Genomic DNA, 14077 nt, shown 5'->3' with positions numbered 1-14077 from the left:
AAGGGCTGTGGCCGATTCCCCCGAAATGCCCGCTGCAGACACTCCGCATAACCCTCAGAACACCCGAGAAAATCCCTCGAAAATCACCTCGCACCTCCCGAGCTTTTTTCCTTTATCTGTCACCGGAAACTGCGAATTTCTCAGTGCGACTTAACCACGGACCCCGCTTGCGAAGGTCGGCGGTGAGTCTTCCCAGTGTCATGCAAGACCCCTGAAAACCTGTGTTCACACCCAACGTTGAAAAGGAGATTCTTCATGTTCAAGCGCACTCTGATCGCAGCTTCCCTGACCGTCGCTGCCCTGGCTTCCGCCCAGGCCATGGCTGCCAACGTAACCGGTGGTGGCGCGACTCTGCCTGCCGCTCTGTACAAAGGCTCTAGCAACAGCATCCTGCCAGCCAACTTCAGCTACCTGGGTACCGGTAGCGGCACCGGCAAGACCGCTTTCCTGACCAACAACTCGGCACTGTTCAACACCACCGGTTCGGTTCACTTCGCCGGTAGCGACTCGATCCTCAGCGCTTCGGAAATCAGCACCTACAACACCAACTTCGGTGCTTCGTACGGCCCGCTGATCCAACTGCCTTCGGTGGCCACTTCGGTTGCCATTCCGTACAAAAAATCCGGTCAGACCGCTCTTAACCTGACCAGCGCTCAGCTGTGCGACGTGTTCTCCGGCACTGCCAAGACCTGGGGTCAACTGCTGGGCAACTCCGATGCCACCCCGGTTCGTGTGGTTTATCGCACCACTTCCAGCGGCACCTCGGAAATCCTCACCCGTCACCTGAACAACGTCTGCTCGACCAAGTTCTCGGTCAACTCGACCTTCGCCAACTCGCTGCTGCCAGCCGGCACCACATTGCCATCGAGCTTCGTCGGTGTTGCCAACACGGCTGACGTCGCTGTTGCGGTGAACGCGGTTGACGGTTCCATCGGTTATGTCGGTCCGGACGGCGTGAACGCCAGCAGCAACGCCGTGGTGTCCCGCGTCAACGGCGTGCAGCCGACCCCGGCCAACGTGACTACCGCGCTGTCTTCGGTTGCACTGCCAACCACTCCGTCGAACCCTGCCCAGTGGGCACCGGTTGTCGCCAACCCATCCAGCGGTTACCCGATCGCTGCCTACACCAACCTGATCTTCGGCCAGTGCTACAAGGATGCAACCGTGGCCGCTGACATCAAATCCTTCCTGACCACTCACTACAGCGTGCCGGGCAACGCTGCAGCGACCATCAACCACGGCTTCAGCGTTGTTCCGACCAACTGGAAAAACGCCGTCACCGCCAACTTCATCACCAACACCAGCGGCAACAATCTGGACATCAACAACGCCAGCGTGTGCAACGCCATCGGTCGTCCTTTGTAAGCTTCGCGTTAGTCCGCAACACGAATGGCAGCCCTTCGGGGCTGCCATTTTTTTTGCTCGTCACGGATGGCCGGGGCGGGCAGTTACACCTCATTCATGAAGTTTGTGTGACATCGGTTCGGTCGCGTCCCTCGCCAACCGCCTATGTCGTAAGAGCAGGTTGTCGCCGACCTGCGGCAATCAAAAGGACTCGTAGTGATGCTTGCTCGCCCATCCCGTCGCCGTACCCGCGTTCAGTCGTTAAAACGTGATGCCATAGACCCGGCGCTGTGGCTGCTCAAGCCATTGGCCCAGGCCGTGGCGTTGTGTCTGGTGGCAGGCGGTGCGCAGGCGCAGACGGCGTTCAGTTCGAATTGGTTCGCCGCCAAGGGCGCTGCGCAGCAAGCGGCGGCGGCCCGCCCGAGCAGCGGTGGTTTGCCGGGCATGACCCCGCCGCTGGCGCAGCAGCAACGGGCCAACCAACAGCTACAGCGTTCGATACAGACCTTGAACAACACGGTCGCGGCGATTGCCGCGCAACAGGCTGCGCAGGCGGCCGGGCGCGCAGCGGCGCTGGGTTCGGTGCAGGTGGTGCCGGACGGTCTGGGCGCCGGCGGTCTGCAGGTCGATAACAGCCTTGCGCAAGGCTGGCAGAACGCCAAAGGCCCTCAGCAGACCCAGGCCGACGGCAAGACCAACGTGCGCATCGAGCAGACCGCCGACAAGGCGATTCTCAATTGGGAAACCTTCAACGTCGGGCGCAACACCACTGTGGAATTCGCCCAGCAGGCCAATTGGGCGGTGCTCAACCGGGTCAACGATCCGGCCGCGCGCCCGAGCCAGATCCAGGGCCAGATCAAGGGCGACGGCACGGTGATGCTGATCAACCGCAACGGCATCGTGTTCAGCGGCAGCAGCCAGGTCAACGTGCGCAACCTGGTGGCCGCCGCGGCGAACATCACCGACATTCAGTTCCGTGACCGCGGACTGTATTTTGACAGCAGTGGCAGCCAGCCGACCTTCACCGACGCTGCCGGCAAGGTGCTGGTCGAGCGCGGCGCATCGATCCAGACCGCCGGCCCCGCGACGTCCACCGATGCCGGCGGCTATGCGCTATTGCTCGGCAGCGAAGTGCAGAACGACGGCAGCATCAGCACCGCCAAGGGCCAGACCGTGCTCGGTGCCGGTGACCGCTTCTACATCCGCAAAGGCTCGGGCACCGAAGGCAACGGGTTTTCCACGACCTTCGGCAGCGAAGTGATTCCTGGCTTCAAAAGTGGCAGCAGTGCCGGCAAGGTCAGCAACAACGGCTTGATCCAGGCCGCCACCGGCGACATCACCCTGACCGGCCACGAAGTCGTGCAGAACGGCGTGCTGCTGGCCAGTACTTCGGTGGCCACGCGCGGTACCCTTCACCTGCTCAACCCGGCGACCGATACCAGCGGCAGTGTCACGCTGGGGCAGGGCAGTGCCACGGCGATCATGCTCGACAGCAGTGATCTGACCGCACTCGACAGCCAACAAAAAGCCGCGCTGACCGGCGTCGGCCCCAACAACAAGGTGCGCAGCGACCAGTCGCGCATCGAGATTCAGAGCGGTGGCAGTGTCGAGTTCCAGAATGGCTCGATCACCCTCGCCACCGGCGGCCAGGTGGCCGTGGCGGCAGGGCGGCGCAGTCTGGTGCGCGACGGGGCGCTGATCGATGTGTCCGGGGCCATCGGCGTGAAAGTCGCGATGGAAGCCAACAACATCAAAATCAACGTCCAGGGCAATGAGCAGCGCGACGCGTCGGTCAACCGCGAAAAAGGTGCGCTCAACAGCAATGACGTGTGGGTCGATGTGCGTGAGCTGGTGTATGTGCCGGCGGGCACCAACGGCTATGCGACGGATCGCTGGTACACCGCCGGTGGCTTGCTTGAGGTCGGCGGCTATCTCGGCACTCAGGGCCACAGCATCGGCGAATGGATGGCCCAGGGGGGCGCGGTGAGTTTTGCCGGCAACGATGTGGTCACCGAGAAAGGCTCGTTGATCAATCTGTCTGGCGGCACGCTCGATGTGCAGAGCGGCGAGATCCGCCAGAGCTGGCTGCGTGGCGCCGACGGGCGCTTGTACGAAGTCTCGCGGGCACCGGGGGACATGCTCTACAGCGGCCTGTACAAAGGTTATGAGGACAGCAGCGAACGCTGGGGCCAGACCCGTTATTACTACAGCTCGTTGATTGCCCCGCGATCGCGCCAGGAGTCCGGCTACACCGTGGGCCGCGATGCCGGGCAACTGGTGATCGGCACGACCAATGCGGTGCTCGACGGGCAGTTGCTCGGCGAGGTGTATCAGGGTGAGCGCCAGACCCAGGCGCCGCGCGCGCCTCTGGACGGTTATGCACAGAGCCAGACCGCGCTGGCGCGTCGGGCCCAACTGATCGTCGGCAGCTATGATCCGGCCTATGTGGCGGCGGCCGGCGGCTTGCTGTACGGGCTGAATCCTTTGCTCGATCAGGTGCAGATCGGTGGCGAACAGAAGCTCGCGGGCGCTGACCGGGATCTGCTGACGGCAGTCTCCGACGCGCGCAAGGGCAAACTGTTCCTCGACGCCGGGCAGCTGAACGGCTTCAGGCTCGGGGCGTTGAAGGTCGCGGCCAAGGATCGCATTACTCTGGACGCCGCGTTGCAGGTCGATGCCGGTGGCGAGATCACCCTGTACGGGCCGGATGTCCAGGTCAATGCCGACCTGAGTGCCCGTGGCGGCAGTATTCGTCTGGGCAACGTGCTCAATCAGTTGCAGACCAGCAGCGTCACCGACACCCGAATCACCCCGGCCGCTGGCCATCCGGAACGGGTCACTGTGGCCCAGGGCGTGCAACTCGATACTCGCGGGCTGTGGACCAATCAACGCACCAACTCCGACGACGCGGCCAGTCTGGCCTGGCTGGACGGAGGGTCGATTTCGATCCGCAGCAGCGGCGATATCGATGTCCAGAGCGGCAGCCTGCTCGATGTGTCTTCCGGCGCGGCGATCCTGGCCAACGGCAAGACCCGTGGCGCCAAGGGCGGCAGCGTCACGCTGGAGTCGGCAGCCAACAGTGCCGCCGGCACTTCGCAACTCACCTTGGATGGCGAGCTGCGCGGTTACGGCGTGACAGGCGGCGGTACGTTGTTGGTGCAAGCCAACAAGGTGATGATCGGCGCGGCTGATGAAGCGCGGGCGAAGTCGACGCTGCAACTGGCGCCGAGCCTGTTCAGTAAAGGTTTTTCGGCCTACAGCGTGATTGGCTTGAATGGCCTCGAAGTGGCCCGTGAAACGCAGATTGATGTGACCACGCCGGTCTACCGTTTTACCGACGATGCTGCGAACCAGGTCAGTGGCGGCGATCCGCGCACGGCGCTGGAGTTATGGACACCGACGTTATTCCAAGAGAACCCGACCAAAGCGCTGTTGACCCAACGTGCCGGCGCCAGCCTGTCGCTGCAGGCCGGTCCAAGCCTCGTGGGGCTGATCGATCCCGGCAACGCCACGCTGACCCTCGGCACGGGTTCACGCCTGAGCGTCGATCCCGGGCAACGTATCAACCTGCGCGGGGCAGGGCAGATCACTGTTGACGGTACGCTGCAGGCCTGGGGCGGCACAATTGATATCCGCCAGCAGCAGTTCGGCAGCATTGACCCGGCTCAGAGCCAGCAGGAAGCGCCGATACAGGCGCACAACCGCTCAATCTGGATCGGTGAGCACGCGGTGCTCGATGTGGCGGGGCGCGCCGCCACGGCGGTCGATGCCTTGGGTAGGGTGTACGGCCAGGTCGGCAAGGGCGGCAGCATCATCATTGGCGGTGAAATCGATTCGAAGAAAGCCACGGCAACTTCGGCCGACGCTTATGTGATCGTGCGCCAGGGCGCGCGGCTTGACGCTTCGGGCACCCAGGCGGTGCTGGACATTGCCGGGCAGGGCCCGACCACGGTTGCCACCGACGGCGGGCGTATTTCCCTGAGTTCCTACAACGGCCTGTTCATCGACGGCGACCTGCGTGCCGCAGCCGGTGGTGCCGGCGCTGGCGGCGGGCGGCTGGACATCGCCCTGGAAACGCCGCTGTACCGCCTCAACACCGCCAGCAACGAGGTCCGTCGACCACGGGAAATCATCATCGGCCAGGGTGCCGGCAAGACCACCCTGGCGGCCGGCCTTGAGCCAGGCGAAGCCGCGCCCATGCTGACTTACGGCAGTGCCCGGCTGAGCGCCGATGCCTTGATGGCCGGCGGCTTCGATCATCTGGGGCTGCTGAGCAATGGCCTGGTTTCGTTCGATGGCGACGTCAACCTGCATCTGAATCAGAGCCTGAGCCTGTATGCCGGCGCGATTTCCCTGGCCGAAGGTTCGAGCGGTAATGCACAGATCAATCTGTCTGCGCCTTACCTGCGGTTGCTGGGTCCGGGCGCGTATTACGACTCCAGCGCCTTTATCCGGCCTCGGGTCATGCACGCGCCGACGCCCGATATCTCGGCGGCGCAGTTCACCGCCAGCGCCAACCTGCTGGATATCGGTAACAGCCTGTCGTTCGGCACCAAGGGCAATATCCTGCAACTCAATGCGCCGGTCCTTGAGGTCGGTCGCCGCAGCTTCGCCGACGTCACGCTGGCCAGTCAGGGCGACCTGCGGTTCATCGGCTCTACCACGCAAACCTATGCCGACCTGTGGACGGCGGGTGACTTGAATCTTGGCGCCGCGCAGATTTATCCAGTGAGCGGGATCCACGCCCGGGTGCGCGCCGGCTTCCAGCAGCAGACCGATCCGGGCGACGGCACCTTGCGCATTTTCGCTCAGGGCGGCGCGCCGACGGCATTGCCTTACTCGGTGTTCGGCGAGTTGATCCTCGCCGCCAGCCACATTGAGCAAGGCGGGGTGGTGCGGGCACCGCTCGGCCTGATCACTCTGGGTGAGAGCAGCAAGTCGGTGCAGACCCGCGAGGTTGCGTTGTTGCCCGGCAGTCTCACGTCAGTCAGCGCCGCCGGACTGGTCATGCCTTACGGCGGCACGACTGACGGCATCGACTACCGCTATAACGGCAGTCCGGTGCTGTTGAGGGGCATCGTCGGCGCCACGACCGGGGTGGCCGTGCAGTCGCAGTATCTGGATGTCGCGCAAGGCGCGGTGATTGACCTGTCGGGCGGGGGCGATTTGCGCGGCGCCGGTTTCATCTCCGGGCGTGGCGGCTCCACCGATGCCCGCTACAACCCGCTGGTGCGCAATGCCGCTGACGGCACGTTCAGCCTGCCGGGCCTTGCGAGCAATCCGGTCTACGCAATCTTGCCGGGCAATCAGAGTGTCTATGCCCCGTTGGTCGCCGAGGCTGGCGCGGTCGATCCGCACATCGGTCAACAGGTCACGATCGGTGCGGGCGTGCCGGGTTTGCCAGCCGGCACCTATACCTTGCTGCCTTCGACGTTTGCCTTGCTGCCTGGGGCGTTCCGGGTCGAGGTCAACGGCCAGGCGGCGCCGGCGGCCATGGGTGGCGCGCTGCAAATGCGCAATGGTTCATGGGCCAGCAGCGGTCGGATGTCGATTGCCAATACCGGTGTGCGTGACAGTCTGCCGAGCACGCTGACGCTGACGTCAGCCGATGTACTGCGCCGCTATTCGCAATACAACGAAACGAGCTACAGCCAGTTCATCACCAGCGACGCGGTGCGGCGGGGAGTACCACGCGCACTGGCACCGATGGATGGCAAAACCCTCGAGCTGAACCTGCAACATGGTGAAGAACATGCCATTGCCCTGGATTTCAACGGCCAGGTGCTGTTCAAGCCCGCCGAGGGCGGCGTGACGGGCACGGCCGTTGTGCGCGATCCGTCTTCGGGCATTCTCGAAGTGCTGGGCGCCGGCCATGAGCCGACGCCGGGTTTTCGTGGTGTCTCACTTTACGCCGACAGCCTCAATCGGCTGAATGCCGGACGTCTGGCCATCGGCGCTGCGCCGACCGTGGACTACGGCGCCGGCGGTAATATCGTGACCTTCACCAGTGGCGGCTCGGGCAACGACATCTTCTTGCGTGAGGGGGCGATCCTCTCGGCGCCGGAAGTGCTGCTGCGCACCCATAACATCGGTGGCGGCATCACCGTCGAGGCGGGGGCAGGGATCAACACTCTGGGGCGCGGCGAGGTCTCGTTCGACTCCACCGACGGCTTTGTCTATCAGCCGGGACAGGCCAGTCTGTTGCTGGTTTCCAATGGCTGGAACAATGTGCTGGCACCAGAGAAAGCCGTCGACCGTACCGGTGCCGGCAGTATCCATATCGGCACTTGCACGCTGGCGCCGTGCAGCAACCCGGCGATCCTGTATTCCAACGGCAGTATCAGCGCCGCCACCGACAACCACTTTGAACTCGATGAGGCGGTGCGTTTCGGCACCCGCCATCTGACCCTGGCGGTCGGCGCGGTCAATGTCGGCAATACACAGGCCCTGAGCGATGCGGCGGGCCGGGTGCCAGTCGGTCTGACCCTGAGCCAGAACGTGCTCAACCGTTTGCTGCAGGGCGACACCCGGTTCGGGGCACCCGCCCTGGAGTCGCTGAACCTGACCGCTCGCGACTCGTTCAACTTCTTTGGCACCACCACACTCGACACGCTGGATCCGCAAACCGGCCAGAGCAAACTGCAGAATCTGATCCTGACGACCCCGGCGATCTACGGCCAGGGCGGCAGCGACGACGTAGCCACCTTGCGTACTGCCAACCTGATCTGGAACGGTGCCACCCAGGCGCCGGGAGCATTGGTCAGCGGTGGCGCGGGCACCGGACGCGGCACCCTGCAGATCGAGGCGCAGCGCATCGAATTCGGCTACGGGCCGAATCCGCAGCCCAGCGGCCTGGATCAGAATGACCGTCTGGCGCTGGGTTTTGCCAACGTCAACCTCAGCGCCAGCGAGCACATCACCGCCAACCACAAGGGCCGTCTTGCGGTGTATCAGGAGCAGGGCGTGTACGACCCGGTGAAGGGTTACGCCTACAGCGGCGGCAACCTCACGCTGCGCACGCCGTTGCTGACCGGTGAAGCCGCCTCGGTCAACGCACTCAAGGCGGGCAATAACCTGACCCTGACCGGCAGCGCTACCGGCGCGGCAGCCGATGCGCTGGGCGCGGAACTGACCCTTGATGCCCGCAATGTCGTCCTCGACAGCCGGATCGCGCTGGCCAGCGGCAAACTGGTGGTCAAGGCCGAGAACGACCTGAGCCTGACCGGCAATTCCCGGCTGGATCTGGCGGGGCGTACCTTGCCGTTCAACGACGTCAACAAATACAGCTGGGGCGGCGACGTGTCGCTCTTCAGCAACAGCGGCAATATCCGTCAGGCGGCCGGCTCGCGCATCGACCTGTCGGCGCAGAACAATCAGGCCGGCAATCTCAGCGCAGTGGCGCTGGCGGCGGGCGCCGGGGTGGTCGATCTGCAAGGCCGGATCCTCGGCGCCAGCAGCGGTCATTACGATGCCGGCGGCACTTGGGTGCCGTACAAGGCCGGGGGCGTGGAGATTCGTGCGCAGCAACTGGGTGGTGATCTGAATCAACAATTCGCCGCACTCAACCAGCGCCTGAACGACGGCCAGGTGTTCGGCAGCCGCAGTTTCCAGTTCAAACAGGGCGATCTGTTGATCGGCGATGGCCTGCGCGCCGGCGAGGTCAATGTCTCGCTCGACAATGGTCACCTGAGCGTGGCCGGCACCATCGACGCCAGTGGCGAGCGGGTCGGCAGCATTCGTCTGTCCGGCAAAAACGGTTTGACCCTGGGCGGCAGTTCGGTGCTCGACGCTCACGGTCGTGTGCTGCGGGTCGACAGCTACGGCAAGATCATCGATGCGCCGAACCGGGCGATGGTCGAGCTCGATTCCGGGGCCGGGGTGCTGACGCTGGCCTCCGGCGCGAGGATCGATCTGCGCCACGGCACCGATGCCGCGTTGGGCAGTCTGCCCGGACAAAACGATGGTCGCGCACGGGGCACCCTGGAGCTGAACGCGCCGCGTCTGGGCGCCGGTGATATTGCGATCGATACAAATGGCGCACTGAGTATTCAAGGCGCGCGCTCCATTGGCCTCAACGCCGTGCGCCGCTACACGGATGCCCGCGACGGCGTTGATCCGGCAGCGAGCGGCCGGCCGTATCAGGTGATCGATCAGGCGCTGTTCGATCGGATTCATGGCGACAGCGACGCCTTCATCAACGCGGCACTGGGCAACAGTGACCTGCTGCAACGCAAACTGGCGGGGTTGAACAACGCGACCTACCGCGATGCCTTCCATCTGCGCCCGGGCGTGGAAATCGCCAGCAAGACCGCCGACGGCGATCTGCTGGTCGAAGGCGATATCGACCTGTCGCGCTATCGCTACGCGAGCCTCAACCCGCACACGCAGAAAACTGCGTTGTATGGCTCCGGTGAGTCGGCAAGTCTGGTGATGCGTGCCGGCGGCAACCTCGATATCTACGGCAGTATCAACGACGGTTTCGCGCCGCCGCCGGAAACCGTGGATGACGCCGGCTGGAAACTGCTGCCGGGCGTGCAGCCGTTCGGTGGCGATCTGATCGTGCCGGGCAGCGGCGTGACGCTGGCCGAGGGGACGCTGTTCCCGAGCGGCACGACCTTGAACTACGACTTGCCGATCCAGGCGGCCACCTTCGCCAGCGGCACGTTGTTGCCAACCCAGGCGGTGCTGGCCGGTGAATACACCTTGAATGCCGGCAGCGTATTGTCCGCCGCCATCCACGATTCGGCGGGCAATTTGCTGTACGCCGCCGGTACGCTGCTCACACAGAACGTGACCTTGCCGATCGGCAGTCGCCTGGGCGCCGGAACCCGTCTGGAGACTGCCACCGCGCTGCAGGCCATGAGCTGGCCCAAAGGCGTGCCGCTGCCGGGCACGCTCGGTGCGGATAACGTGATTGTAGGGGTCAAGTTGAGCAGTGCGCTGGCGCTGCTGCGCGGTTCGCTGATCCCCTCGATGACGGACGTGGTGCTGGCCGACGGTACGGCTTTCATTGAACTGCGCGGTTACACCAACACCACTCAGCAGGGTCGTAACTGGGCCGTGGCGAGCATGTTGCCGGCGGGCAGTACGTCGTGGTCGATGCGTCTGGTGGCCGGCTCCGATCTGGATGCCGCTGACAGCCGTGCGCTGAAACCGCTGACCAGCGACGGCAACCTGCGCCTGGCCGATACCCACTACGGCTTGAAAGTGACCGAGAAAAAACTCGACACGACCTGGGTCGACGGCAACCCGATGGGTTATCCGGAAGGCACGGTGGTCAGCGATGATGAACTGTATCTGTGTGACGTGTTCCCCGGCGCCTGCCTGGCGCCGGCCAAATTCCTCTGGGCTGAGGGCAACATTGCCGGGATGCCGGCGGGCACTCCGGTGCTCGACGCCGACCTGTGGTGGTGTGATGCGGACCCGTTTTCCTGTGCGCCGAACAAGGGCGGGATCAGCACCACGACCCACTCGCAGATGTTCAGCGTGTTGCGCACCGGCACCGGCGATCTCGACCTGTTGGCAGCCGGCAACCTGAGCATGGATTCGGCATTCGGGGTCTACACCGCCGGCACCCAATCGAACGACGTCGATCCGCGCTACAACCTGCGCCGTGGCACCTTGACCGACAACGGTTCGGTGCTGGGGAGCCAGGGCGCCGATTACGAAAAATGGGTCAATGGCGGTAGCGACAGCCTGTATCAGGCCTGGTATCCGCAGGGAGGCGGCAACCTGACGATCAATGCCGGCGGCTCGGTGTCCGGCGACGCCGTGGGTCGTCGAGGCCTCAACCCCCTGGCCAAGCTTCGCGAGCAAGTTGCCAGCGTCTCGGTGGGCAACTGGCTCTGGCGCCAGGGCACCGGCAACAGTGATGTGCCGGCCGCCTGGTGGATCAACTTTGGCAGCTATGCAACCCAACCCCTGCCGGATCAAGGCACCGACAGCGGCCCTTATCTGGTCGGCTTCACCGGTTTTGGTGCGTTGGGCGGCGGCAACGTCAGCCTGCGCGCCGGCGGCGACGGCGGCATGCTTCGGCCATTGGGCGACAGCGGGTTGAACCCGCGCAGCCAGGGCTTGATCGTCGCGGTCGGCAGCACCGGACGGGTTGGCAGCGACGGCAGCCTGCAATTGACCGGCGGTGGCGACATGGACATCCGCATCGGTGGCTCGCTCAACCCGTCGCTGCAAGCGAGCGTCGGGCGCAGTGGCAACGCCTCACCGAACCATGACTTGCAGGGCGCCTTGATCAACCTGCGCGGCGCGGCGCAGTTGTCGGGCGGGGCGCTCGGCGCAATCAATCTGCAATACGGTGCGGCACCGGCGTTGCAGGATGCGCGCGAAACCCGGGCCTTCGATCCGTTCACCTCGACCCTGGGCATTGCCTCCGGTGGTCTGGTCTTGATCCCCGGTGACTCTGGCATGCGTCTGAGCACGCGTGGCGATCTGGTGCTCGGTGGCGCGGCGGACCCGGGGCGCGTGCGTCTGCAAAACAGCACGCCGTTCACCGATGCCGCTGGCGTCGTGCATGGCGGTGGCGGGCTGGCGGGCTTCTCGCTGTGGACCGATCACACCGCTATCGATCTGTTTTCAGCCGGGGGCAATCTGACCCCAAGCACCCAATTGGCCGAGACCAGCACGGCAGGGCCGTTGACGAATCGCAACAGCTCGCCGAGTGACTTGCGCTTTGTCTATCCGTCAATCTTGCGTGCCGTGGCCGCTCAGGGTTCGATCTATGCCGGCACGTCAGCGGCGTCTGTCACCAGCGCGTTTCCTGCTGCACCGGCTTATTCGCTGGTGCTGGCACCTTCAGCCGCTGGCCAACTGGAAATGCTCGCCGGCGACTCGATTTACGCCGGCGGCTATGCCATCGATCAGTCCGGCGCAAGCCGGGCAGCCATCGCCACGCCGTTCGCGCCGGCGTTCAGCGGTTATGCACAATACGGCAGCAGCAAGTCGCTCCTGAGCAATTACAGCGTTGATGGCGTGGCACCGAGTCAGAACCTGCGTTATCCGTTGTTTGCGTTCGGCGCCGACACGTATTCGGGCACCAGCGGTGTGCAGGCACCGGCACGTTTTTACGCATTGACCGGCGATCTGGTCGGCGTACGCAGCGGTGAAACCTTGCGCTTCAGCAACTCACTGCGCACCTGGTATGTCGCGGCTGCCCCGGTGTGGATGCTGGCCGGGCGCGATATCGTCGCGGCCGGCACCGACCTCGGCAAACCGACTGCTGCGCCGTCGGAACTGGGCTGGAGCTCCGATACCATTGCCTCTTCGGGCAACCTGTTTGTCCATAACGGTGCGCGTGATGTTTCGCGGGTCTCGGCGGGGCGCGACATTCTCTACAGCAGCTTCGACATTGCCGGTCCCGGCCTGCTCGACGTCAATGCCGGGCGCAATATCCTTATGGAAGATCGCGCGAGCATCACCAGCCTCGGGCCGATTGTGCAGGGCGATGGTCGGACCGGTGCCAGCGTGGTGTTGCAGGCTGGCATCGGTGCACAAGGTGCGGATTACGGACGTTTCATCGCCCGCTATCTGAACCGGGACAATCTCGCTGACGCGAATCTGTCCCTTGCCGCACAACCGGGCAAAGTGGTGAAAAACTACCTCGACGAGTTGCAGAGCTGGCTGACCCTCGGCTACGGCTTCAGCGGCAACGCCGAACAGGCGCAAACCTTCTTCGCCGCGTTGCCAAGTGTTGAGCAAGCGATCTTCGCCCGTCAGGTGTACTTCGCCGAATTGCGTGCCGGTGGCCTGGAATACAACGATGTCGATGGTCCACGCAAAGGCAGTTACTTGCGCGGTCGTAATGCTATCGCTGCGCTTTTTCCGACCACCGATGTGGCCGGCAACCCGATCCGTTATGACGGCGACATCACTCTTTACGGAGGCGCCGGGGTCAAGACGCTGTTCGGCGGCGATATCCAGATGCTCACACCCGGCGGTGGCCAGGTGTTCGGCATCGAAGGCGCGGCGCCGCCCTCGACGGCGGGGATCATCACCCAGGGTTCGGGCAACATTCAGCTCTATTCCCAAGGCAGCATTCTGCTGGGGCAGAGCCGGATCATGACCACCTTCGGTGGTTCGATTCTCGGCTGGTCCGCCGAGGGCGACATCAACGCCGGTCGTGGCTCGAAAACCACCGTGGTCTACACCCCGCCGAAACGCGTGTACGACACCTGGGGCAACGTGACGCTGTCGCCATCGGTGCCGAGCACCGGTGCCGGTATCGCTACGCTCAACCCGATTGCCGAAGTGGCGCCGGGGGACATCGACCTGATCGCGCCGCTAGGCACCATCGATGCGGGCGAGGCGGGGATTCGCGTCTCGGGCAACGTCAACATCGCCGCGCTGACGGTGGTCAACGCCGCCAACATTTCGGTGCAGGGCAAGGCGACCGGCGTGCCGGTGGTCTCGGCGGTCAACACCGGGGCGATCACCTCCGCCAGTTCCGCTGCTTCGTCGGCCACCCAGGCGGCGGAAGACGTCGCCCGTCAGCAGCAAGCCGCGACGCGCCAGAACCAGGCCTCGGTGTTCACTGTGCAGGTACTCAGCTTCGGCAACGAACAACTGGCCCCGACCCGCGACGGCGCCAGCCGCACACCGACACCGGGCTACAACCCCAACAGCCCGGTGCAGGTGCTGGGTGCCGGGGCGCTGGATGAACAGGCGAAACAGCAGCTGACCGAAGAGGAGCGGGGGCAGCTGACGTTGTAAAGGACTCTCGTGT

The 14077-nt window shown here is 64.4% G+C and carries 2 protein-coding genes; both read left to right on the top strand.

The genetic code is table 11. From position 1 onward, the window contains the following. Window positions 1–255 precede the first annotated feature (255 nt). The gene (locus CAF63_RS06955) at window positions 256–1365 is read left to right on the top strand and encodes a substrate-binding domain-containing protein (protein ID WP_085683943.1); all 1110 of its coding nucleotides are present in this window, start codon (window positions 256–258) and stop codon (window positions 1363–1365) included. A gap of 198 nt (window positions 1366–1563) precedes the next feature. Continuing rightward, window positions 1564–14064 carry a filamentous hemagglutinin family protein gene (locus CAF63_RS06950; protein ID WP_085683942.1) on the top strand — a complete coding sequence of 4167 codons (12501 nt, stop codon included), beginning with the start codon at window positions 1564–1566 and terminating at the stop codon, window positions 14062–14064. Window positions 14065–14077 lie beyond the last annotated feature (13 nt).

The sequence above is a fragment of the Pseudomonas sp. B20(2017) genome, assembly GCF_002113125.1.
Classification (GTDB): domain Bacteria; phylum Pseudomonadota; class Gammaproteobacteria; order Pseudomonadales; family Pseudomonadaceae; genus Aquipseudomonas.
The sequence above is the reverse complement of the archived record's forward strand: the minus strand, read 5'-3'. Positions and strand labels throughout refer to the sequence as shown.

Bases quoted from the DNA above. Each gene is read 5' to 3' on its own strand.
- CAF63_RS06955 (WP_085683943.1), top strand. From the start codon at position 256: ATGTTCAAGCGCACTCTGATCGCAGCTTCCCTGACCGTCGCTGCCCTG.
- CAF63_RS06950 (WP_085683942.1), top strand. From the start codon at position 1,564: ATGCTTGCTCGCCCATCCCGTCGCCGTACCCGCGTTCAGTCGTTAAAA.